General features: G+C 52.5%; 21 protein-coding genes and 1 pseudogene. 14 read left to right on the plus strand and 8 right to left on the minus strand.

Features of this window, described 5'->3' with window-relative positions:
* The first annotated feature begins 150 nt into the window (after nt 1-150).
* Nucleotides 151-357 carry a hypothetical protein gene (locus C1J03_RS25455; RefSeq protein ID WP_162798608.1) on the plus strand — a complete coding sequence of 69 codons (207 nt, stop codon included), beginning with the start codon at nt 151-153 and terminating at the stop codon, nt 355-357.
* Nucleotides 358-385: 28 nt separating this feature from the next.
* Here the strand turns inward: C1J03_RS25455 and C1J03_RS19145 are convergent, their stop codons facing one another.
* Nucleotides 386-1,444: an IS110 family transposase gene (locus C1J03_RS19145; RefSeq protein ID WP_114888036.1), complete on the minus strand. Its 1,059-nt coding sequence runs from the start codon at nt 1,442-1,444 to the stop codon at nt 386-388.
* Nucleotides 1,445-1,592: 148 nt separating this feature from the next.
* A complete protein-coding gene (locus tag C1J03_RS19150; RefSeq protein ID WP_162798609.1) occupies nt 1,593-2,108 on the minus strand; it encodes a GNAT family N-acetyltransferase in 516 nt (171 codons plus the stop codon).
* A 343-nt stretch (nt 2,109-2,451) separates the two neighbouring features.
* On the opposite strand from C1J03_RS19150, the gene C1J03_RS19155 reads away from it, so the two are divergent.
* Complete coding sequence (locus C1J03_RS19155) at nt 2,452-2,937, plus strand: RidA family protein (RefSeq protein WP_114888038.1); 486 nt, start codon at nt 2,452-2,454, stop codon at nt 2,935-2,937.
* Between the two features lie 251 nt (nt 2,938-3,188).
* Here the strand turns inward: C1J03_RS19155 and C1J03_RS19160 are convergent, their stop codons facing one another.
* The 3 genes and pseudogenes from C1J03_RS19160 to C1J03_RS19180 all read right to left on the minus strand — a co-directional run bounded on the left by C1J03_RS19160 (nt 3,189) and on the right by C1J03_RS19180 (nt 6,865).
* Entirely contained in the window at nt 3,189-3,770 is a 582-nt protein-coding gene (locus C1J03_RS19160; RefSeq protein WP_114888039.1) for a LabA-like NYN domain-containing protein, read from the minus strand.
* Between the two features lie 238 nt (nt 3,771-4,008).
* A pseudogene (istB, locus tag C1J03_RS19165) lies at nt 4,009-4,458 on the minus strand (IS21-like element helper ATPase IstB); the annotation flags it as partial.
* Between the two features lie 1,072 nt (nt 4,459-5,530).
* The gene (locus tag C1J03_RS19180) at nt 5,531-6,865 is read right to left on the minus strand and encodes a hypothetical protein (protein WP_114888043.1); all 1,335 of its coding nucleotides are present in this window, start codon (nt 6,863-6,865) and stop codon (nt 5,531-5,533) included.
* A 541-nt stretch (nt 6,866-7,406) separates the two neighbouring features.
* Between C1J03_RS19180 and C1J03_RS19185 the strand changes: the two genes are divergently transcribed.
* Both C1J03_RS19185 and C1J03_RS19190 read left to right on the plus strand, forming a co-directional pair.
* Entirely contained in the window at nt 7,407-7,631 is a 225-nt protein-coding gene (locus tag C1J03_RS19185) for a DUF1127 domain-containing protein (RefSeq protein WP_114888044.1), read from the plus strand.
* A gap of 82 nt (nt 7,632-7,713) precedes the next feature.
* Entirely contained in the window at nt 7,714-7,980 is a 267-nt protein-coding gene (locus C1J03_RS19190) for a hypothetical protein (protein WP_114888045.1), read from the plus strand.
* Between the two features lie 885 nt (nt 7,981-8,865).
* Here C1J03_RS19190 and C1J03_RS19205 read toward each other — a convergent pair.
* Nucleotides 8,866-9,279 (minus strand): hypothetical protein, encoded by a 414-nt coding sequence (locus tag C1J03_RS19205; RefSeq protein ID WP_114888048.1) that lies wholly within the window; start codon nt 9,277-9,279, stop codon nt 8,866-8,868.
* Between the two features lie 591 nt (nt 9,280-9,870).
* Here C1J03_RS19205 and C1J03_RS25460 point away from each other — a divergent pair.
* The gene (locus C1J03_RS25460; protein ID WP_216825940.1) at nt 9,871-10,035 is read left to right on the plus strand and encodes a hypothetical protein; all 165 of its coding nucleotides are present in this window, start codon (nt 9,871-9,873) and stop codon (nt 10,033-10,035) included.
* 144 nt (nt 10,036-10,179) lie between these two features.
* Here C1J03_RS25460 and C1J03_RS19210 read toward each other — a convergent pair whose 3' ends face one another.
* Nucleotides 10,180-10,797: a 2OG-Fe(II) oxygenase family protein gene (locus C1J03_RS19210; RefSeq protein ID WP_114888049.1), complete on the minus strand. Its 618-nt coding sequence runs from the start codon at nt 10,795-10,797 to the stop codon at nt 10,180-10,182.
* Between the two features lie 254 nt (nt 10,798-11,051).
* Here C1J03_RS19210 and C1J03_RS25625 point away from each other — a divergent pair, with 254 nt between their 5' ends.
* From C1J03_RS25625 to C1J03_RS19225, 3 genes are all read left to right on the plus strand, one after another.
* A complete protein-coding gene (locus tag C1J03_RS25625) occupies nt 11,052-11,660 on the plus strand; it encodes a hypothetical protein (RefSeq protein WP_216825869.1) in 609 nt (202 codons plus the stop codon).
* A gap of 36 nt (nt 11,661-11,696) precedes the next feature.
* Nucleotides 11,697-12,191 carry a helix-turn-helix transcriptional regulator gene (locus C1J03_RS25805; RefSeq protein ID WP_254694102.1) on the plus strand — a complete coding sequence of 165 codons (495 nt, stop codon included), beginning with the start codon at nt 11,697-11,699 and terminating at the stop codon, nt 12,189-12,191.
* A gap of 686 nt (nt 12,192-12,877) precedes the next feature.
* Nucleotides 12,878-13,354, plus strand: a complete 477-nt coding sequence (locus C1J03_RS19225) for a hypothetical protein (RefSeq protein WP_114888050.1) — start codon at nt 12,878-12,880, stop codon at nt 13,352-13,354.
* 474 nt (nt 13,355-13,828) lie between these two features.
* Here the strand turns inward: C1J03_RS19225 and C1J03_RS19230 are convergent, their stop codons facing one another.
* The gene (locus tag C1J03_RS19230) at nt 13,829-14,113 is read right to left on the minus strand and encodes a hypothetical protein (RefSeq protein ID WP_114888051.1); all 285 of its coding nucleotides are present in this window, start codon (nt 14,111-14,113) and stop codon (nt 13,829-13,831) included.
* Nucleotides 14,114-14,735: 622 nt separating this feature from the next.
* On the opposite strand from C1J03_RS19230, the gene C1J03_RS19235 reads away from it, so the two are divergent.
* The 6 genes from C1J03_RS19235 to C1J03_RS19260 all read left to right on the plus strand — a co-directional run bounded on the left by C1J03_RS19235 (nt 14,736) and on the right by C1J03_RS19260 (nt 21,766).
* Entirely contained in the window at nt 14,736-15,698 is a 963-nt protein-coding gene (locus C1J03_RS19235; protein WP_216825870.1) for a LysR substrate-binding domain-containing protein, read from the plus strand.
* A 117-nt stretch (nt 15,699-15,815) separates the two neighbouring features.
* A complete protein-coding gene (locus tag C1J03_RS19240; RefSeq protein ID WP_254694103.1) occupies nt 15,816-17,336 on the plus strand; it encodes an amidase in 1,521 nt (506 codons plus the stop codon).
* Between the two features lies 1 nt (nt 17,337).
* Entirely contained in the window at nt 17,338-18,621 is a 1,284-nt protein-coding gene (locus C1J03_RS19245) for a TRAP transporter large permease (protein WP_114888053.1), read from the plus strand.
* A 23-nt stretch (nt 18,622-18,644) separates the two neighbouring features.
* Nucleotides 18,645-19,619 carry a TRAP transporter substrate-binding protein gene (locus tag C1J03_RS19250; RefSeq protein ID WP_114888054.1) on the plus strand — a complete coding sequence of 325 codons (975 nt, stop codon included), beginning with the start codon at nt 18,645-18,647 and terminating at the stop codon, nt 19,617-19,619.
* A 56-nt stretch (nt 19,620-19,675) separates the two neighbouring features.
* Nucleotides 19,676-20,203 carry a TRAP transporter small permease gene (locus C1J03_RS19255; protein WP_114889089.1) on the plus strand — a complete coding sequence of 176 codons (528 nt, stop codon included), beginning with the start codon at nt 19,676-19,678 and terminating at the stop codon, nt 20,201-20,203.
* A 177-nt stretch (nt 20,204-20,380) separates the two neighbouring features.
* Nucleotides 20,381-21,766 (plus strand): FAD-binding oxidoreductase, encoded by a 1,386-nt coding sequence (locus C1J03_RS19260; RefSeq protein WP_114888055.1) that lies wholly within the window; start codon nt 20,381-20,383, stop codon nt 21,764-21,766.
* Nucleotides 21,767-22,626: the final 860 nt, after the last annotated feature.

The raw sequence follows: 22,626 nt of genomic DNA on the forward strand, positions 1-22,626 counted from the left end.
TGGCGGGCCTTGTTGCTGCGCGGGGTGGGCCAAGGTGGCGCTTCAATTGCTTCGCCTTTTTTGCCAAGATGTGCATGGTGCAGCATTGGTCACAATCGGCCCAGAGCCCACCTTGGACCAAAGCGCAGCGAACGGCGGCTCTGAGCCCAGATGTATGTACCGGCTGCTGTTCGCAAGTGTTCAATTGCACGTCTTCTGGAAGTCGCTGATATGTATCCGGCCTGTGATCGGCTTGAGTATTTTGCCGTGGCCCTGTTGGGAGTACGCACGCGCCGCTGTCTCATTAGTGACCTGATCTATGATGACCATCTGGGCTCTCAGACTTTGGGTGCGCCTTATTCCGTTCCATACAATTGAGGTTTACGAACATCGTGTGCGGCTGTGATTAGATCGCAGTCGCAAATTCCTTTTCTTTCCAATCAAAGTCTTTGCCTGAGTTAAGAACGCTCCAGGCAATGCGGGCCAGTTTATTCGCCAGCGCTACGCCCAACTTGTTGTGCTGCATGCGCGTCGCGGCAGCCTCCAACCACGGGCCAAAACTGAACTTATGCCAGTTCTTTGGCCGCATCATGATGACTTGAGCGGCTTGCACAAACAGCATGCGCAGATAACGGCTGCCACGCTTTGTGATACGACCTAGAATGGTGCGCCCACCCGTACTGTATTGCCGGGGGACGAGACCAAGCCAGGCTGCGAAGTCGCGCCCGCGATCATAAGCTTCGCCAGTTCCGACAGCCGCAACCACAGCCGTTGAGATGATTGGCCCAATCCCAGGGATGGTCATGAGGCGCTGACAACTTGCCTCGCTTTCACTGACTGCTTTGATCTCAGACGTCGTCATTTCGATCCGTTTGTCCGTCCAGATCCAATCTTGCTGGAGACCAAGGATCAGCTTGCGCATCCGCAAGGATATCTCATCACTGCGATTGTCCAAAATGGCTTGGAGCGACGTGCGTAATGCAGCCACGCTTTTGCGAACAGTGATCCCTTGCTCAATTAAAAATGCGCGGATCTGATTCATCGTCACCGTCCGCCGCGATACGAGCCGGGAACGCACGCGATGCAGTGCCTGCAAGTCCAGTTGCTCCTGCGTCTTCTCGGTAACCGTTTTAAGATTGGGGCGCAGGGCAGCTTCGGCAATCGCCTCAGCATCGTTGTAATCGTTCTTTTGACCTTTGTTGAACGGCTTCACGTAAATTGCTGGAATGATCCGTGGCTCAAACCCCATCTTGCGCAGCGTCCTGCTGACAAAATGCGCGCTTAAGCAGGCTTCCATACCAACGATGCAATGCGGCAGTTCTTCAAACGTCATGATCAGCGCCATGCGTTTAATCTTCTTGCGCAACACAAGCTGACCTTCTTTGTTAAAGCCAACCAAATGAAACACGTCTTTGCCAATATCGACGCCAACCGACATCAGCTCATCAAAATCATTCTTCGCCATGCTACTTCTCCTATGTGCAGTATAGGCCCAGCCTAACCTGCTGGGTGAAGCAGCCGGTACATCCCATTACTGACTGATGCTGCACGGCACACGAAAGTCCGCTATGCTCATAGGTGAGTTAATTCAATTCAATCGCCGTGTGCGACGACTAGAGCGAACGTTCCATGAAATAGACTTTGTCGCGCCACTCATCTGGAAATCCATTGGGGTGTGCTATCGGGACAAAACCGGCATTCTCATACATTGCGCGCGCGTGCGTTAAGAATGTGGCAGATGAGTAGAATACACGCTGGTATCCGTCAGCGACCATCTGCTCAAACATGCCGTCTAGCAATTTGCGACCAAGACCATGACCTCGACTAGAGACACTCACAAACATTCGATGAAATTCCGCGATCCCCGGTTTTGCTTCGCCGTACATGACACATCCAGAGGGTTTCCCGTCCACCGAGGCAATAAGAATCCCGCCAAGCGGTCGCTTGTGAATGTCAGGCAAATTTTCGAGGGTCGCTTCGAATCCGATAGGGTTCATCGGATGGTCGTCACCCCTTGGCCAATCCGGCGGGTAGTTTTTCCAATGCCAGTCCAACCAATCTCGACACAGCGCACGTGCCACTTCGATGTCCTCTGCATTGCTCGCTAGCCGTACAGATATTTCCGTCATGTCAAAACACTCCACAAAGTTCACCATAAACCGTCACGTGAATGGAGAATTAAGTCAATTCAACTGGACGGCGGAAGCGGACATTGGTTGGCTAATAGTGAAGGGTAACTAAGTCCCGATTGCGGACCTCCACGCATGGCGCAGCGAAGGTCCGCAATCCGCCCTTTTAGTTGAAATGTGCATGGTGCAGAAATTGGACCATATCACTCGCCGACCAATGTCGCGAACGGCCCATTGCGGACCTTCGTTCGTCTTGCGGTGAACGGCAACAAAGGGCCCACTGGAGACATTCATCCTCATTAGGTATAGCCTGTCAAAGCATAGATTGAACCGAGGACTAAGTATGCCGACACCAGAAAGTAGATTGGAACAACTAGGTCTGAAATTGCCACAGCCGACTAAGCTGCCGGAGGGTTTACACTTACCATTTGAGTTTGTGAACATCAGAGGTGATCGCGCGCTTTTTTCGGGGCATCCTAAGAGTGCAATGGATGGCAATATTGCGGGGCCCTTTGGAGTTGTGGGAGCCGACATCAAAACAGATCAAGGATATGTGGAAGCTCGCGAGGTGGCATTGAGCGTGTTTGCGAACCTCAAAGCAGAAATTGGTGAGTTGTCTCGAATAATTGGGTGGGTCCGCGTTTTTGGAATGGTGACGTCTGCGCCAGGCTATTCGGAACAACATCTTGTGGTGAATGGATTTAGTGACCTTGTCATTGAGGTGTTCGGCCCAGACGTTGGTCGTCACGCGCGCTCTGCAATAGGTGTGTCCGTATTGCCGCTTGGTTTCGCAATGGAAATTGAGGGCGAAGTATTGATCGCGCCGTGAACTCTTAAGGTCGGATTTGTCCGCATTGCGGACCTCCACGCATGGTGCAGAAATTGGGCCAAATCACTCGCCCACCAATGTCGCTTCCGGCTCAAAGCGGACCTACATGACGTCCGCAGCAAATGGAGATTGATATGCGTCTTTTTGGAATCGCCCTTGGTCTTGCCGTCGCTCTTGCGGCTCCTGTGAACGCCCTCTCATTACCTTCAACGGTGAGCGGAGCTTCGATGTGGGCCGGTCATCAGGGCGGTTCATGTGTCTACAGAACGCGGCTTTTTCACTTGTTCCCTGGCGGCGGAGACTTCACGCGGTGGACGGCCAATCACGTCCTTCAGCGCATCTAAGTCGATGAAGTTGTCAGCTTGTCTACGCAGATCATCTGAGATCATCGGCGGCTGGCTCCGCATTGTTGACACCACAGACACCCGAACGCCCTGCCGTTGCAGACTTTCGACCAGCGGCCGGAAATCCCCATCGCCGGAGAAGAGGACGATGTGATCGACGCGCGGTGCTAATTCCATAGCATCCACGGCCAATTCGATGTCCATGTTTCCTTTGACCTTACGCCGGCCCATGCTGTCAGTATATTCCTTGGCGGGCTTGGTCACCATGGTGAAGCCATTGTAGCCTAGCCAATCCGCAAGGGGGCGAAGGGCGGAGTACTCATCGTTTTCGATCAACGCGGTATAGTAAAGCGCACGGACCATTTTTCCACGACGCACAAATTCCTGCCGCAGAAGTTTATAGTCGATATCGAAACCAAGCGCCTTGGATGCGGAATAGAGGTTCCGTCCGTCAATGAACAACGCAAGCCGTTCGTCCTTATAAAACAAGATTTGTCCTTCCCATATTCGATGGATGCACCAGTAGTTCCAGGGCACACCACCAAAACCCCGTAGGGTGGTAATATGACTGGGCTCGAAGCCTAGCACCGAAATAGACGTTTCAATGATACCGTAACCACTCTCTTCCCAGAATGGCACAGTGGGTGTCAATCCCGGAGTAAAATCGGTCAGCGTCCCGGAGAGAAATTGGCCAATTTGTCAGCTCCTTGGCTTCAGTTGGGTTTGTTCAGGCTGTGCGGTTTCGGCTTTGGTTCAGCCGATAGCTTTCACCATTCATCTCCAGGATATGGACGTGGTGTGTCAGGCGGTCGAGGATGGCACCCGTGAGGCGTTCTGATCCGAAGACCTCTGTCCATTCATCGAACGGCAGGTTGGATGTGATGATGATGGAGCCGCGTTCATATCGTTGACTGATCACTTCGAACAGCAACTCGGCCCCGGTCTTGGAGAGTGGCACGAACCCAAGTTCGTCAATGATCAGCAAATCTTGGGCTGCTAGTTGTTTTTGGTGTCGTTGCAGTCGGCGTTCGTCAACTGCCTCGATCATTTCATGAACCAGTGCAGCGGCTGTGGTGAAACGTACCTTCAAGCCCTTTTGGCAAGCTGCCAGTCCAAGGCCGAGAGCAACATGTGTTTTACCGGTCCCACTTGGTCCTAGCGCGATAACGTTTTGACGCTTTGCGGTGTATCAAGAAAGCACCATTGAGTTCGCTAGCTTCATCTTCGAACAACAGAAGGTGGCTTGCTATGGGTTACTCAACAACGCCGGTGGAAACACAACTGTACTCAACTTTCCAAGCGAGAGCGCCGCGGTCTCGTTTCAGATGGCCTTTCTTAACAATCGAAACTTCCAACTGATCCAAAATGATGCCCAGTTGATCTGCTTTGCAGACTACGAAACCGTAATACACAGATCAGAAGATGATGCCCGCGTTCGGCACCTCAACTATAGCCGCGACTTCATGATGGGCACGCTTGCACACATTTCATAGCGAAAGATCGGCCTTTTCCAACATGCAAGCGGCGCGCTTCGAGCGTCTTTCGCTTGATCCTTTACCAACAGGTTGTGACGATCCGCTTCCCGGTAACGTTGGAACTGGAAGCAGATCCATTTCTGCCTGATGCTTGTGCATAAAGGGCCGAATGTGCCAGAAAACTGGACGATTGGAGCTTTCAGTGCTGCGGCGCGGCAAATGATCTTGCTGCATCGCAGCAATACTCCGTATCAAAGGGATATAGAACTTGTGTCGGCTTTCCATCTCCTCCCAGAGATGCTGACACGCAACGGTGACGGGCGTTTTCCTCCTCCCGAGGGCGCGTTGCCAACCGAAAAGGCTTATCGCAGGTTTCTGCGGTTAGTATTAGTTAGTACTAGTATTACTAGCGGTGCCCTCCCTTCCGAGGTCACCGCCTTTTTTTTGTCTAAATCATTTGACATGTACGTGTGCCTTGCTCCAACGAACCCATGAATGTCAGGGATTCAATGCGGCGACTGGTTCACAGATTTGGTCGAAGCGCGGAAGCAAATCTCTCTGCACGTGCATCAGGCGGTTTTGTCCCGCACAGCAGTCATTGGAAGCGGCCGCAGCGAATGGCTGCTATGGACAAAGCGGTCGTCAGATCGAAGCGCAGCATAAAGTTCATTTGGCGATAGCGGACCTTAGGAAGTCTATTCATCGCTGCAATGCAGCTGCCCCAAAACGGGCATTGATAATTTGCGCAGCATTTCAGCTCATCGTGCTAAACACTTATTTTCGGTATTCTTGCAGACCAAGCTCTCCCCACATCCAACCAAAATCGTACTCTTCTATTGCGTCATTGTGATGCTTTGCGCTGTTGTTCTCGAGCGTCTTAAGCCAGTCGATCACTTTCGCACGTCCAGCCTTGCTCCGCACCGCTTGGTGGGGTGATTTTCCGCCCAACGCTGGTATCGGTGCATCAAGTGTTTCGCGATAGTGCTGGTCCATATGGTCCTGAACAATCTGCTTTACAATCTCTGGTGGGACTTCGTCAGCATCTTCAAGACCTCGTTCGTCCTGCTCCTCAGACATCATCTGTTCAACAGTACGGATTGTGGTCAAAGGCTGCTTTAAGTGTTCGCCGGATGCTTTCACCACCAGGTCGCGCACCCTGTCGGCGCGTTTGGATGAATTCACATTGATAAGCAGGGATTTACCCTTGAGTTCTAAATGGCCTAACACCGTGCGGCCTTCGGCGCGTGAATCCAACATCAGACTATCGCCTAGCATTGGAGGGTTACCTCCGTGTGGCGCAAGCCAAGTCCAACAACGCGCCCCATCTGGAACAAAGCCATTGACCTGGTTCAAGCAAGCGGAAATTTCTTTCTGCCTTACGCCTGTCGCAAACGGAAATCTCAGATCATGAAACATGATGTCATCACCATCTGCGTTGGTGAATTCTGGCATGTCCTCAGAAAGCGCCCGAGGTAAGGCAGTAAAAAGCCAAGCGTTGGTGAAGATAGGCGCACATTTCAAAAGTTGGCTCGTCGTGAGTGTCAGCTCAGTGTCTTCGTCGAGGTTCAACACAGCGATCAAACCATCAAACAAAAAGGCCACAGCCTCCGCAGAAAAGGCCAAGAGCGCGCCCGAAATCACATGGGTATCGTTTTCGGAAATAACACGAACGACAATCCGGTCCCACTGCTTCAAGGACTGAGTTGCCGAACCTTCAAACACCGTGACAAGCCTGTTGTCTCTAAGCAAATCCTTCAGCACCATAGACTTTCCGGGCTTCACCTCACCGACTTCGTAAAGACTGACTGGGGTATCTCTCAGGGCTGCAAAGTATTCACGATTGGCGGCTGTTTCGGTCCATCCGAGCCGCTTGAGATAAAGGTCGACAATGTTACCGCCCTCATACCGGCGGCTCAGAAAATCCTCAAAACCGCATCCCCACAACACGCCGGGCCAAGGCTCGCCTAACACTTCGGGCAGATCATCATGATCGAGGTCAAATTCCTCAAGCGCAGGCATCAAATGCTCTGCCACGACTTCTTGCAAGCTCCCAAACCAAAGATCATTCTGACTGATGAAGGTCAGTAAATCCGAGATGTCATTTCGCACGCCAGCTCTCCAAATTTTTGCCGAAATCAACGCAATTCATAGTGGATCTGCGAACTGGTGTCAGCACATGGGGGCGCTGATTTGAAAGCAGTCACAACTACAAAGGCACTCTGTTTACAGGAAAGCTGTTTCTAGAATGAAAAAAATAGGTCCTTTATGATGCCAAATTCACTCTATCGGTCATTCAAAGGTTCCCTCAGACACATGATCCATGTGATCGAATTACCACTTCAAGAAAAGTTAAGCTTCTGAAAGGGTTGACGAATTTACACGTTTTTTCGAACCAGAGTTCCTTTTCCGTTCAATTCTTGAGCAACAGACATCAATTGTCGGGCAACAGCCTCGGTCAAATTGGTTAACCGCCTCGCGCGTTGGCAAGGTGCCCAAATTTGCACCGCTCACAGCCATGCGAATGCTGCATAGCGGCATTCCTATATCGCCCATTGTGCAGGTGCAGCATTTCCCTATCTTCCAATCAAGCAGTGACGTTAGCGCTATCGTTATAACGCCGAGCGCACCAGCGAGCACAGGAGTACGAGAAATGGTATACGCAGCAAACTTCTTTCATCCCGGAAATTGGCTTCGCGATTGGTTTGAAGCCAACAGAGCTACAGCAACAGAACGCCGTGCCCGGCGCAGCGCTTATGTTCAGACCCTACACGCCCTTCAGTCCATGCCTGACAGTGACCTTGCCGACATCGGAATCTCTCGATTGTCGATCAAGGACGTCGCACACGAAGCCGCATATGGCGGTGCGCGTCCATAGAGTGCTGAACCAACCAACATGATGATGTCGCACTCGAATTATTCCGAGTTCGCAACAGAAAAACCGATAAAGGACGAACCCAATGAAAACTCATGTCAATGCCGTTGGTACTCCGAACCTCTGGCCGCAGTTGCAGCGCTCCATACTCCGAGTCGCATCGGTCTGTAAGGGGTACGCTTCTAAGGTTTACAGTGGCTTTGCTAATTTTGTGACAAATCTTCAGATCGGAAGAATGGAGTCTGTCCTGCGCAAAATGTCTGATCAAGAGCTGGCGCAGATTGGGATCACACAAAGTGAGATCAAGCGTCATGCGAGATTTCTGGTCACTTACGAATCCGACAGAACTTGAGAAATGGATTGTGCGCCACGCTCGCACAATCCTCACGGCACCGATGCTGCCCCACAGAGGCGGCATTGAGAGGTGTCAGGGCTCGCTCCTCCCAGAGTTTGCCTGACGCCGAACCTTAACGGCCCTTCCTCCCGGAACCCGTTATTCTGAGGTCAGCATCCTCACCTCCTCCCGAGGATGCTGACCCTTTTTTCTCTCGAATGACTGTGCCTTTGATGGATTGGGATCTGAATCCCTGACAGGAAAAACTTTCTTTTTCCTGCGGAAGTTGATCTCGATTGCCAAACCTTGCACCTTGGGTGACGACTCGTCCGAAACTATCATTACTCGTATTTGGTAGAGTTGCTGCATCGCAGCGTTTTCTTGCTGCGACTGCACAATAAGTGATGTATAGTGCCAAGGACTCGCCGTTGCTTAGCACTTGGTAAAGCATGTTTGTGCGAGGTCAGGGCACTATTTGCCCGTTTGTATCGAACTCAATTCGGAGCAACCAATGATGTCCCCAATTCAAACCCCGTTGAAATTTCATGTCGCCGCAATTCGGATGGCAGGTTATACGCTTAGCACCAACTTCAGGATAATGCAGGATTTCACCAGCTTGGCGATAAACGCGCCGTTTATCCCTTATCGCGCATTACAGGTTAGCGCTTCAGAAGCTGTTAAAGCGCCAACAACATCTAGCAAATCCGCTGAGAAGACAGTGGTCGCAGCCAAGTCCAAGATTTCCACGAAGCCAAAGGCTGCCACAAAACCAAAAGCAGTGCCACCCGCCAAGCCTGTGATCTCAGCCAGGGCGAAAGTCGAACCAAAGTCGGCAGCCTCTGCCAAGGTAAAGTTAGAACAAAAAATTCCCGCCAAACCCGAGGCCGCAGCCAATTTCGCAGATTATAAGGCACTGAAAGAAAACACAAAAACCGTAATCGTAGCTGAACCCAAAGTTGCCGCTAAGGCACCAACAAATGTGAAGCCCAAAGCTGCGGCTACTCGGGGGATGAAGAACGCCGAAAAGCCGAAATCTGCGATCTCGCCAAAAGCCACGTCCAAAGCGGCAGCCGACGCCAAGCCAACCCCAGTTGCTACTCCTCGACCCAATCCCGCCGTCGGCTCAAAACCTTCTAACCTAGTGCCAACCAACAAGGTTTCCGCCGCAAGATCAGCAGACAAGGCAAAACAGCCGAGAAGAACGCGGGCACCTTCCATTCCCCCAGTGATGTCGACAAAATCTACAAACTCTAAGCCATAGCAGCCATTAGCAAGGAGACGCAGCCAGAAATTGGGCTTAAAGTCCGCAACTGACATATCCGATATCAGGGTGGTTACCGGCCGGATTGGATTGTGTCCAGTTTAGCCCTGTTGAAGGACCACTTCGGGGAAGCCTTGCTGCGTCGCCACACCCTGTTCACCGAATTGGCCAATGCGCCAACGGGGACTGACTTCGCTGTATCAGCATCAAGCGGCAAAGTCCGCAGACTGTGAATTCACCTACCCTGAGATTTCGCAGTTGCAGCGAATGGCCACAATGGCAGGCGGCATTGTGGCGTGATCGAGCTTGGTCGATGACTTCTTGAAGAAGTGCTATTCGCCAAACCTTGCACCTTCAGGCGCCATTTTTTCCGTAGCGAGTGAAAACCGCGCAGCAGTTGCACACACCCTCATTATGCATAAATGCCCGCGCCCGCTCACCAACATGGCCGCATCGACAGCACGTCAACAGGGAGTCATTGTGTAGCTGTTGATCGATGGGATCGATGCTGTCGTGAAAACTGTGAAAGCTGGTTCGAATGCTGCCCAACTTGGTTTTGATATCCGAAATCTGAACTATGCCGGGTGCCAAATCAGCATCTCGGACAGCATCCCTCATCTCAACCAGGCGCTTCCTGATGGTAACATATGGCCGCCACATCTGCCACACGTTCCATCGGACGCGGCCTTAGCCGGGTGGATCCGGGGGCTGTTCTGGTTGGATACGCGGCGCGCAGCGGCACACTCGCGTTGGATGGAGGCGGTCGCAACAGCCCATACGCTCGTGCGCTTCTTGAACATGCACCCCGTTAGCAAGTCTGGACGCCGCCGCAGCGCAGCTTCCGCATTGCTGCCGTTCGTGCGTCATGCAGCGTTCCGTTGTAATGTCAGTTGCCCAGCAAACGAGGCGGACTTCTGATTTTCCGCGCTAAGATGGGTTAGCCTTCTCTACGGTGCCTATTTCGGCCGCCGGAATGTGGCGTTGAAAGCTATGGTTACCCGTTCAGCATCAGTATGATTGGGGTGAACCCAGTGCATAAGATAGGAGGGAAACACAATCAGTTCACCAACCGAAGGCCGGAACGTCAGTTTTTCACGAAATGAGCTGGCTTCCAAAATGCGCCAATGTGGCATTGCAGAGCGGGGGTCCAGAAATTCGATCATCCCCGATGAACCGTCTTCCACATCAGGTTGCGAGACATAGTAGACGCCTGACCAATGTGCCCCCGGGTGCGTGTGCGGCGCGTTGTATCCACCCCTCGGATTGGTATTCATCCAAGCAAATAGCTTCATGTCGAGGCTCTCTGGGTCGACTTTGGAACTGACCTTCCGGGTTATTTCAAGAACCGCATCCTGTGCAGCATTTCTAATCCTCTGAATGCTTGGAGCATCACTCTCAAACAAATTACCTTCCGAGTGCCACCCACCACGATTGGACTTTGAGACCCCTGAGTTTTCAGCACGCATCTGCTCACTCTCCATGAGAAGAGCCGCGTTGAGGACTGCGCAATCGGGGACTCTAAAGCGTATAAGCGGTGTCGAGAATAGTTTTTGGTATTTGGTCTGCTCAAGCATATTTATACTCTGCTACCAGGTCGGCAGTCGGGGCCAAAATTTCAGAATTTCGGTTGGTCTTTGGCATTTTTCCATGTCCCCGTGTGGTTCACATTATGGGATGCAGTCCTAATTTCACGTGTTCCCTGTCTCCATCAAAGGCAGAAGTCAAAAAATGCCTCTTTGGGTTAATCAGGCCGATTTCATCCAAAGTTATATTCCTCAAAATCACGTTGCGTGCTCTTCTCAGTCTACACTCAGACCGAGGAAGTAAAATGTCTACAAAAACAATACTGATTAGTACGTCATTTGCGTTGATGGCAAGCACAGCAATGGCTCAAAGTTCCAAGGAGGCTATCATTGAGCAACTGACGCAGCAGGGCTTTAAGAGAATTGAGATCAGTCGAACCCTTTTTGGAAACACTCGGTTCGAAGCTACAGGCCCAGGGATAGAGCGTGAAATTGTGCTCGACAAAGGTGGCACTGTTGTGCGCGACAGGTCGGAAAGCGATGATGAGTACGACGATGACGGTGAAGACGGTCGCGATAGTGAAGACGACGATGATGATAGCGGCGATGGCGGCTATAGCGAAAGTGATGATGGCGGTGACGACGGTGGCGACAGCGAAGGTGATGATGGCGGTGACGACGGTGGCGACAGCGAAGGTGATGATGGCGGTGACGACGGTGGCGACAGCGAAGGTGATGATGGCGGTGACGACGGTGGCGACAGCGAAGGTGATGATGGCGGTGACGACGGTGGCGACAGCGAAGGTGATGATGGCGGTGACGACGGTGGCGACAGCGAAGGTGATGATGGCGGTGACGACGGTGGCGACAGCGAAGGTGATGATGGCGGTGACGATAGTGAAGGCGATGACTAAGCCATCGCACCTTGACTGGGCTTGCGAAGCTTCGTTGTGAGAATAAAGTCCAGCACAGTCACGACATTCAATGTAGGGGCCGTTCTTTATGCGGCCTCTGCATTGGCATTTTTGACTGAATTGATTGGCGAAATATCTGGGTATTATTTGTTCAGCGCGAGCTGGATTGTGCATGAGGTAATTGCCACTATAACTCTCTTTGGATTTGCCATCGGGGGCCTTCTTATTTGGCGCAGTTACTATCTCATTTTACAGCGCCATAAGGAAACGAAACGGCTGCTAAGGTCCGCTCAAGGCGAGTTCTTTGAAATGCTCGGCCTACAGTTCGACCGCTGGGGATTGAGTGAGGCGGAGAGGGATGTCGCTTTGCTGACAGTAAAGGGTATGACCGTCGATGAAATAGCCGAGTTGCGCGGCACCAGTTCGGGTACAATTAAGTCGCAAAACAATGCGATCTACCGAAAAGCAAACGTCAAAAGCAGAACCCAACTGCTCGGATCGTTGATCGAAGAACTTTTGATTGAAAGCTGACTGGCGGCCCTACCATCGTGAAAAATTCCGGGTGCCGGACTGCCGCAACAGAAATAAGATGTGTTGGGATTGCTTGTTGGAGGTCCGCTTTATAAGTAGCACCCATTAAGGTTAGCACTTGCAACGAACGGCTCCCTTTCGACCAATGTGCCGGAGGGCTTTGCAAAATTATTGCACTTTCGCAGTTGCGGCGAACGACCGAAAAGTCCCGCACAGCAGACCTCTGTCCAAGCCGCAGCGAAGGTCTGGTTTCCGCCCTTATTGTCGAAATGTGCATACCGCAGCATCGGTCACTATGGGCTGAAGTCGCGACACTACATGAACAAGATATTGACGATCCTCAGCGGATCAATGGCGCACGCATCGCCGAGGTACGTTCCAGTTCAAGCTCGTCAATTCTGGCATCTTTCCTCAATCTCGGATCCAAGCGATCAAAGTCGTAATTTGGTTGAAAAGCCCTTTTACAGAATATCAGAGTCGACTTCCCAATACGTGCCGGAAGGGTAGAATAAGCCGCATTTCACTCAACAGTCGCCATTGTCAGCTATCCTCAAAAACCTGGAGGGGCGGCATTTGACGAAACGGACTGGGCCGACACAAAAACGTCAGCGGCATATCCAAAGTCCAAAACACTGGCCGAACGTGCCGCTTGGGACTTCGTTGCAAATGATGCTCCAGATATTGCGTTGACGACCATCAATCCCGGTCTGGTGCTTGGGCAACCTATCGGGCAACGTTTTGGCGCGTCTTTGGCAATCGTAGAGCGGGCACTATCTGGCAAAGACCCAATGGTGCCAAATGTTGGCTTTCCTTGCGTGGATGTGCGGGACGTAGCAGCCTCCCACATCGCGGCGCTTGAGCATCCCGAAAGTGCGGGCGAACGATTTGCCTGTTGCGGCGGGTATCTGGAATTCTCGAAGTTTGCGGCGATCCTCAAGGCTCAATACCCGGATCGGAAAATCGCGACACGCGTGGCACCAAATCTGCTGATGCGCTTTTTGGCGTTATTTGATCCTACGATCCGTGGGATCGTTCCGGCGCTGGGTCAGCGCGCAGAGGTCAGCGGTGCCAAAGCGCAGGCGCAACTCGGGATTCAGTTTCGCGATGTGTCTGACAGCCTGTTAGAGACAGCAGCATTCTTGCTTAAACAAGATCGCGTCTAAATTTTGGCTTGATAAACGCAGAGAACCAAACGGCGTCGCTGGTAACCGATAGCGCCTATAAAAAAAGCTTCACGACCCAGTCTAGCGATGTGTAAACAATGTTGTCGATGATTGGACCTCCAACGACGCCATAAAAGTAAAGGAACAGAAACGCCATCGCTGATGCAGATGCACAAACAGCCAGCGCAGCAAGAACATACCCGGCGTCTGTAATTTTAGATTTGAGCAAAAAAATCTCTTTTCTCGACACAATGGCCGTATGACTTGGTAAAAAATTTGCTATCCGAACAAGACTGCTTTTTAGATCAAGTGGTTAAACGCAACCCACTACCCCACAGCCAACCTTATTGGCGTGCAGGCGACCGCCCATTTCGAGCTTTTGCTGTATTGCAAACGGTAAGGCCCCCCGCGCAAATGCGGGGGTGTTTGGCTTTCATCGCCCGCTAAACGAAAACAACAAGCCAACTGTTGCTACTATGAACCGCCAACAACATCGCCGCCATGTGCGCTGGTCATGGTCATGGGAAACTCTTTTGCAACCTGCTCTCGAAGGCCTGCAATCTTGGCCTGTGCGGATTGTGCAGTCGCTGCATCAGCGTATTGGGTTATGACACATATGCTCAAGTCACCGGTTCGCACCATCTGCACACCAGTTGCGCCGTTGGCCTTGATCAGTGGTACAAATTTTGCGTCCGCTTTTGCAATCATTTCGTCTGTGACTTCAGTTGCAGTCCAATGGGATACGGTTACGAATGGCATGATGTTTTTTTCTCTCTAAACAAGGTTCCGATATTGAAACCCGTCATAAAGCGCTAACACGCGCTTTGGGTTTGACCTAGTAATCATGTTAAATTGCTACCTCAGACCTAAACGCCAGACCGTTGCATCTCGTAGAAAGGCCGAGACTGTTCATTGGTGCAAAGGCAGCGAATTCACCCTTTGCCCCGCATAGCAGACCTTGATGCGCCCCGCAGCGAAAGTCCGGTTTCCGCCCTTACTGACCATCATCTTGGGAAATGTAGACGGCAGCTTCCGGCCCAATCCGGACATTGAACAAACGACCGAAATGCTCTGGTGCGGCAGCTCAAAGCGGACTTTAGCTGCGTGTGCGAACAAACGCATTTGACAAACTCACAGGTCGCGGGTCGAAGCGGGCTTTGGTTGTCGTTCCGGGTCGACACGAGGGTAGCCATTTATGAGAAACATCCGGGCGCAAGCGCAACGTTTTATGGCGCGATTCTATGAACGCTACTCAACGACTTTAATCATTAGGGCCAATGCTAATTGCCCCATTCAAAATCGATGTGGGTTGGAATAATTCCATGTGACCCAATTATGTGTCTTATATAAAGAAATTATGACATAATTAGAGGGGCTTCGCTTGGAGGTAGCGCAAATTCTGGGTAAGAACTTTCATCAAGGGATAACGCTTCGGCACTTGCGTGCCCTCGTTGCATTGTCCGATCTTAAGTTGGTCGCGCGGGTGTCTGAGGCGCTCGGGGTGACGCAACCTGCTGTGTCCAAACAGATTGCCGAGTTGGAAAAAATCGTTGGCGCGCCCGTGGTCACTCGGGACCGCAACCGGCTGTACCTGACGCCGATTGGCACCCGCCTTGCGGATCACGCGCGCAAAGCGCTTGGGCAAATTGATCGCGCTGCGTTTGACATCGAGGCGATGACAAGCGGGGTATCTGGTTCTGTATCTGTGGGCGTTGTCAGTTCGGTCGCGCCCACCTTATTGCCCAACACCATTGCACTGTTAAAACGCAGTACGCCGCAAGCCAATGTATCCGTTTCCGAAGGCCATTTTGTTGAACTTTTGCCGCAGCTTGAATCAGGCGCATTGGATCTGGTGATTGCGAGAATCTGGCAGCCTCACGAATTGGCGGGGATTGACCAAATGGCGCTGTTCTCTGAACCTGTTGTCGTTGTCGCTGGTCGCAATCATCCGCTTGTACAAGGTGGTGATGTGGCATGGGCAGATGTCAGCAGTTATCCTTGGATTTTACCACACCCCACTTCCGTTGCGCGCCAAGCGGTAGACGCGCTTTTTGCCGCAAACGGATTGTCGCCGCCCATCAATACGATTGCGTCTTTGTCGATTGCACTGAACCTTGAACTTCTGCGTGCGATGCCTGCGTTTGGCTTGCTCCCGCTAAGACTAGCGCAGGCACAGGCTGCGCGGGGTGACATTGTGATCCTGCCACTTGAAACGCGCGACCTGTTGTCAGAGGCCCGCTGTTTTTGGCGCAAAGACCAAGTTTCACAAAACGCGACACTCTCGCTGTTCCTTAAATGTTTGCGACAAACCACTGCAGACATCCAAACCATTCCTTTTGGTTAATGTTATGGGCGAATAATTCACTATTTTTCATCTGTTTCATTCACTACCTTAACCAAACGCACGGTTTGGGAGGGCTTTGGTGTTTGTTTCATATATCATGAATGTGAGAGGCCGCTGTTGAGCGTTACAGCTTTGTCTGCTTGTGAGGTGCTTGCAGCGTTTAAGTCCAAGAGCATGACGCCGACGGCTTATCTGCTGGCTTGCCTTGACAAAATTTCGCGTTTCAATCCCAAAATCAATGCACTGGCCGCGCTGGATATCGATCATGCCACTGTTGCGGCGGCTGATGCGACGAAACGCTGGCAAACAGGTTGCCCGATTGGTCCGCTCGACGGTTTGCCGATTGGCGTGAAAGATTTGCAAAACACCAAAGGCTTGTTGACCACCCATGGTAGCATTCGCGCACGAGGGCATGTTCCTGATAACGACTTGCCGATGGTCGCGCGCCTGCGCGCGGCGGGTGCCATAATTCTTTCTAAGACAAATGTCCCAGAAATGGGAGCGGGTGGCAACAGCTACAACCCTGTTTGGGGCGCAACGGGCAATCCGTTTGATGCCAACCTTATTGCGGGTGGCTCGTCTGGTGGGTCTGCCGCGGCGTTGGCTGCAAACCTTTTGCCACTTTGTACGGGATCTGACACTGGCGGATCACTTCGTATGCCCGCAGCGCTTTGCGGCGTGGTCGGTTACCGTCCTTCTGTTGATGTGATTGCCCATCCAACGCGACCCTTGGGGTGGTCGGGTATTTCAGTGCTTGGACCAATGGCACGAACGGTAGATGATCTGACGCTGATGCTGGACGTGTGTAAGGGATATCACGCTGATGATCCGCTATCCGCGCCCTCGGACACAGGCCGTTTCGCAGCACTGCCTTCCATTGACTTAAAGGATCTACGGGTTGGCTATTGCGAAGACTTTGGTGGCGCACCAGTCGAGCAAAGCATCCGCGAAATTTTTCGCGCGCGTCTTGCGGTGCTGCGGCCTCAGGTCAAGGAATGCCGCGCGGTCGATCTTGATCTTGGTGAAATGGACCGTTGTTTTGATATCCTTCGGGCCGAAAGTTTTATTGTCGCCTTTGGTGAGGGGATTGAGGCCGACCCTGATAGCTTTGGCGCGCATATCAAAGACAATGTTGCCCTTGGACATAGCATGTCGTTGGCCGACCGTGGCTGGGCTCATGCAGAGCAATCCCGCATTCTGCGGAAATTTAACGCACTGATAGCAGAGGTTGATGTGATCGTTTTGCCGACATCACCCGTATCGCCGTTCGCGTGGACACAGCCCTATGTCGACGAAATCGACGGGAAAAAGATGGATGTTTACTATCGGTGGCTCGCGCTTTGCTATCGGGGATCGTTGACGGGTAGTCCCTCGATCACGCTCCCCTGTGGCCGTGATGCAGCAGGCATGCCGTTCGGCTTTCAAGTCATGGGGCCACTTCGTGGCGACGAAGGGCTGCTCAGCGCTGCTAAGGCCATGGAAACCCTTTTTGCGGGCTCGGAACAGACGGCGCGGCCTTTGGCAGATTTGCAAACCCTTCCAAACTCGGATGTGGATTTGAAGTCTATTGTGACGCACCCGCCTGATTTTGGGGCCGTGCTTGCACCCCAAAGCCGCGATATGCGGACGGCGGTGTAATATGTGGCTGATCCCCATCATCTTTGTTTTACTGCTTATAAGCGGAACGGCCTTTGCCTACCTGATGGGCGCGGTATCCGTAGTGACCTTCGTCGCAGTAGACAAAACCCAGTTCCTGTCGATCCTGCCGCAACGCATTTTTGCCCAACTTGACGTCTTCGCATTTATGGCGATGCCTCTGTTTATCCTTACCGCGGAAATCATGAGTCGAGCAGGAGTGACCCGCAGCCTGATCGATTTTGCCATGTCAATCGTCGGGCGCTTTCGCGGCGGTCTGGGGCATGTAAATATCCTTACAAGTGTCTTCTTTGCGGGTATTTCGGGGTCGGCGATTGCGGACAGTGCGGCCCTGTCCCGTACTTTCGTGCCGGAAATGAAAGCGCGTGGCTATGACCCCTATTATGCGGGGGCGATCACCGCGGCATCGTCGATGATTGGGCCGATCATCCCGCCATCGATTATCATGATCATTTACGGCGGATTGACGGGTGCTTCTGTTGCAGCCTTGTTCATAGCAGGTGTGATCCCCGGCCTGATGCTGGCCGCTGGGCTGATGATCCTTAACGCGGTGATTGCGCATATCAAGGGGCACCCAGGTGGCGAATCTGATGACCTGCCGCGTTTCTTGCCAAGTTTGCGAAATGCAGCCCCGGCTTTGTGCCTGCCTGTTGTCATACTTGGATCGCTTGTATTCGGACTGGCGACACCAACCGAGGGTTCTGCCATCGCGGTATTTTTCGCTCTCTTTGCAGGCCAGTTCTACAAAGGGCTAAATTGGCGCATGATCTTTGACGCGATCGAAGCCACGGCAAAGATGACAGGCACGATTTTCATTATTCTCGCAGCAATTTCGGTGCTGGGGTATCTGGCGGGACAGCTTGGCTGGTCTAGCGCTTTGGCCGCGTGGGTCGACTCTTTTGGGCTGACTGGAACAAAGTACCTGTTCTTCCTTGTGATCATCTTTCTTATCGCGGGCATGTTTATGGATACACCCGTTGCCCTGACGCTGTTGATCCCGCTTTTTGCACCGCAAGCTTTGGAGCAAGGCATAAGCCCGATCCAGTTGGGCATCGTGTTATGCTTCAATCTGTGTGTTGGTTTGATTACGCCGCCTTTGGGCAAATGCCTTGTGGTCGTATCCGCACTGACCGATCTCAACTATTGGCGGCTGGCTTATGCTGCGTTGCCCTTCATTTTCGTTCAAGTGTTGTTGTTACTGGCGCTCGTCTACTGGCCTGCGATCAGTCTCACTTTACCGCGCTTGTTCGGATTTTCCGTGAACTAACCAAACCTAAGGGAGGACGACCAATGAAACTTAAGGCACTTACACTTGCGGCATTGCTCGCATTGACAACATCTGCATCAGCGGAGGTCAAGATTGCACTGGACAGCAAGCCGGATCTGGAAACATCAGGTTCGTACAACTGGGCATTCGCTTTTGGCAATGCGCTTAAAGAAGCGGGCATGGACGTGCGCGAAATGCCACGCGGCTCTGTCGGCAACGAAGCCGAAAAATTCGATCAGGTCTCGACTGGCTTGCTTGAGATCTCGCTTTCCGATGTGCGCGCCGTCGCGCAGGTTGATCCGTTTATCTACGGTGTTCGCCTGCCTTATATCTTTGAAAATATCTCGCATATGGACCGCGCTTTGGCTGCGGGAGATGTTTACACGCGGATCAACGAAAACCTGGCAAAGCAGGACGCAATCCTCTTGGCACTTGCACCGCTTGGGCCAGCATCTGGCGTGATTACAACCACACAGGCTGTGCGTTCTCCGGCAGACATGGCGTCGCTACGGATGCGTGCTTTGGACGATGCACAGATAGCGATGTATCAGGCTTGGGGTTCCAGCGGTACGATCGTGCCATGGGGTGAAGTTCCTGCCGGTCTGCAAACAGGGGTTATCGACGGCTACCTGAATTCGCCTTTCATTCCTGTGATGTTTGGCCAAACAGACTTCATCAAGAACTTTGCCGATGCAGATGTAATCTGGCCACTGCGGGCGGTCATTGCGTCTAAAGATTGGTACAATGGATTGTCTGATGCGGATCGTGCAAGCGTTGATGCAGCGGTTGAAACCGCAGATGCGGCAGCCCGCGAATGGCTGGCAGAGGCATCGGTCAACGGACTGATCGCGCTTGAGGAAAATGGCGTGACCGTTCAGCGCCTCACACCAGAAGAGCGTGCCGTCTTCCGCGAAGCGTCTTTGCCGGTCTACGATTCAGACCTAATGACGGCCGAGGATACCGCGCTTTGGAAGTCCTTGTCTGACGACAACCGCTAAACACTTGGGCGGGCCGCAAGAAACGGCCCGCCACGTCTTGAAACCGGAGTATGAAGATGCGCCAACTCATCATCAGCACGAGTGACCGCTTGCATTTATTGATGCGCGGCGTTGCCGTTTTTGCGGTTTGCCTCATGTTCGTGACGGTCGTTGTACAAATCATTGCGCGCTATGTCTTTTCTTCGCCCCCTGTCTGGACCGAAGATGTCGCCCGCTACGCGATGGTATGGACAGGGCTGCTGGGAGCCACGCTGTCATTCAAGACGCAGTCAGATGCTGTGTTGATGCAAAGTGTGTTTCCCGATCCGCCGCATGGTCTCACCTTTTTTGCAAAAGCAGTCCAAAGCGCAGCGGTGCTGACCTTTATCCTGCCAGTCATCTATTTTTGCTTTGTCGGACTGCGAGGCGGTTTCGCAAAGGGGTATCTTGCACGGCAATCAGGCCTGACGGCTGATACCCTTGGCATCCCCATGGCGTGGATATCTGTGGCGGTACCTGTGTCGATGATTGTCATCCTCATTCACCTCTTTGCGCGGTGGGCTGGCGACGATGACGTAGAAGATACTGCCACAAAGCTTGATTAAACTCTCTATTTTTAGTCGATTCCGACGTCAACGCCCAGCGTGTCAGCTCTGTCGAAATGTGGGCTAAGTTTAGAAAAAAGCACCACGCGAGCAACACTACAAGGTTTGCTAACATGCTCGACAATGCCACCGTCACGGCCGTTCAAAGCAAGTGAAAAGATCAAAAAGGAAAATGACATGACAAAGGACAATACCGCGCTGGCTATTTCTGCGTTAAAGACCCTGCTTGGCGAGGGTGTGTCCACCGGCGACAGTATTCGGGAAATCCATGGTCGCGACGAGGCCTATTCCACGCCGGCATTACCCGATGCCGTTGCTTTTCCTGAAAGCACCGAAGATGTTTCCGAGATCATGAAAATCTGTTCGCAATACAAAGTGCCTGTCGTCCCATTCGGCATCGGGACCTCATTGGAAGGTCACGTCATCCCCATTCATGGCGGGATCAGCGTAGATACCAGTCGCATGAACAAAGTCCTCGCGATTCACGAAAACGATCTGGACGCCGTTGTTCAGCCCGGGGTTTCGCGCACGCAGCTAAACGCCGCGCTTCGCGCCACTGGATTGATGTTCACTGTCGACCCAGGTGCCGATGCCACACTTGGCGGCATGGCGGCCACACGCGCCTCGGGCACCAATACCGTGCGCTATGGCACCATGCGCGAGAATGTTATGGCGCTGGAAGTGGTGTTGCCTGACGGAACAATTATTGAAACAGGGTCACGCGCCCGCAAATCCTCGGCTGGCTACGATTTGACCCATCTCTTTGTCGGGTCCGAAGGCACCCTTGGGATCATTACCGAACTGACTGTGCGTTTGTTTGCTCAGCCAGACGCGATCCTTGCCGCAACCTGTGCCTTTGAAACGGTCGATGATGCCGTCAATACTGTGATTATGGCCATTCAAATGGGCATTCCACTGGCGCGGGTCGAGTTGTTGGACGAGATGCAGATGATAGGCATGAACATTTTCAACCCCGACATGAACTTGCCCGAAAAACCGCATTTGTTCTTGGAATTCCACGGGTCCGACGCCAGCGTACAAGAGCACGTTGAGCTGTTTCAGGGTGTCGGAGAAGAATTCGGTGTGTCGGGCTTCGCATGGGCCACCAAAGTTGAAGATCGCAATCGCTTATGGACGGCGCGACACAACGCCTATTACGCCGGAAAATCGCTCCGCAAGGGCTGCGAAAGCGTTGTAACAGACTGCTGTGTCCCAGTTTCCGAGCTGGCAGACTGTATTTCACGTACCAAGGAATTGATTAAAGAGGCTGGGCTGATTGCTCCGATCGTCGGGCATGTCGGTGATGGGAATTTCCACTTACTGATCCTGTTCGATCCAAATGATCCAGACGAATTGATGCGTGCAAAATCTCTTGCATCGAATGTTAATCGCGTTTCTCTGTCATTTGGTGGGACCGTCACCGGTGAGCATGGTGTTGGTACTGGCAAAAAGGAATATATGTTGGAAGAACATGGCAATGCTTATGGATTGATGTCGACGCTCAAGCGCGCAATAGACCCAAATAACATCATGAACCCGGGTAAAATCGTCGATATCAGCTAACAATGTGTCCAGGAAAAGCATTTAAGGTAGACCGTCCACGGCAAGCTTGTCTGACCTTTGCGCCCGCATAACAATCTTCGGGACTTGCCCGCCTACTCTTCCAGCTTGCACTCACCAAGACGAGATCACGGCGACCAGCTCCGAAAGTCGGTAATTTCAGACCATAGCAAGACCGTGACCGTTCGCCCAAATATCAAAAGGCTGAAGCATACGTTAACGATCAGGCCTCTCTGCTCGTTGATCGACCTTGATGGGTAGATCCGTATGTCCGCTTTTCAGGCTGGATGAAGACTATTTTCGCTTGCAGTGAACGTCCGCTTTGCCGCCCTTACTGTCGAATGCTGCGATCTCTACCAACGTCGTAGAAGGCCTTGTTAGCGGTGATCTGACTGAAACGATCAACTACCCCCCACATCGTCAGGCAGGTGCCCCTCCTCCCACACCCTGTCCACGAACTGAGCCACCTCAGGATGATCCGACCACCTGTGCACATCAATGGGGCGGGAGTGCCAAGGGTCCTCTATCTCTTGAATCATAAGGGGTCCTTTGGCTCATAGGGTTAGGGGTATTATGAGGTAGAGACCCAAAGTGGGGCATTCTTGGGGGCAATTTGGGGTTTGGTTACCCTTGGGTGGGGGCTCTGGGGTAAGATCTGGAGAGGGTCTGGGTAAGCGCCGAGGGTGGTGTGTGGTTATTGTTGGTGGTGGTGATGGCAAAAAAAATTATGGGTTGGAAGCCCCCGCCCAGACACCCACACAGGATGCCCGGACGGGGGGATGGATAGAGTTATCCGGTTAGGCGTGGTGGATTCAACATCAATGAAATGGCCGACCGATGGGCCGAGGTTCGAGCCTTCGCCA

Origin of the sequence: Sulfitobacter sp. SK012 (assembly GCF_003352085.1) — a bacterium.
Lineage (GTDB): Bacteria > Pseudomonadota > Alphaproteobacteria > Rhodobacterales > Rhodobacteraceae > Sulfitobacter.

Coding starts and splice junctions, on each gene's coding strand:
- C1J03_RS25625 (WP_216825869.1), top strand. CDS start 11,052: ATGTCTACAAAAACAATACTGATTAGTACGTCATTTGCGTTGATGGCA.
- C1J03_RS19245 (WP_114888053.1), top strand. CDS start 17,338: ATGTGGCTGATCCCCATCATCTTTGTTTTACTGCTTATAAGCGGAACG.
- C1J03_RS25455 (WP_162798608.1), top strand. CDS start 151: ATGTATGTACCGGCTGCTGTTCGCAAGTGTTCAATTGCACGTCTTCTG.
- C1J03_RS19185 (WP_114888044.1), top strand. CDS start 7,407: ATGGTATACGCAGCAAACTTCTTTCATCCCGGAAATTGGCTTCGCGAT.
- C1J03_RS25460 (WP_216825940.1), top strand. CDS start 9,871: ATGGCCGCCACATCTGCCACACGTTCCATCGGACGCGGCCTTAGCCGG.
- C1J03_RS19255 (WP_114889089.1), top strand. CDS start 19,676: ATGCGCCAACTCATCATCAGCACGAGTGACCGCTTGCATTTATTGATG.
- C1J03_RS19250 (WP_114888054.1), top strand. CDS start 18,645: ATGAAACTTAAGGCACTTACACTTGCGGCATTGCTCGCATTGACAACA.
- C1J03_RS19155 (WP_114888038.1), top strand. CDS start 2,452: ATGCCGACACCAGAAAGTAGATTGGAACAACTAGGTCTGAAATTGCCA.
- C1J03_RS19210 (WP_114888049.1), bottom strand. CDS start 10,797: ATGCTTGAGCAGACCAAATACCAAAAACTATTCTCGACACCGCTTATA.
- C1J03_RS19260 (WP_114888055.1), top strand. CDS start 20,381: ATGACAAAGGACAATACCGCGCTGGCTATTTCTGCGTTAAAGACCCTG.
- C1J03_RS19230 (WP_114888051.1), bottom strand. CDS start 14,113: ATGCCATTCGTAACCGTATCCCATTGGACTGCAACTGAAGTCACAGAC.
- C1J03_RS19150 (WP_162798609.1), bottom strand. CDS start 2,108: ATGACGGAAATATCTGTACGGCTAGCGAGCAATGCAGAGGACATCGAA.
- C1J03_RS19205 (WP_114888048.1), bottom strand. CDS start 9,279: ATGTCAGTTGCGGACTTTAAGCCCAATTTCTGGCTGCGTCTCCTTGCT.
- C1J03_RS19190 (WP_114888045.1), top strand. CDS start 7,714: ATGAAAACTCATGTCAATGCCGTTGGTACTCCGAACCTCTGGCCGCAG.
- C1J03_RS19145 (WP_114888036.1), bottom strand. CDS start 1,444: ATGGCGAAGAATGATTTTGATGAGCTGATGTCGGTTGGCGTCGATATT.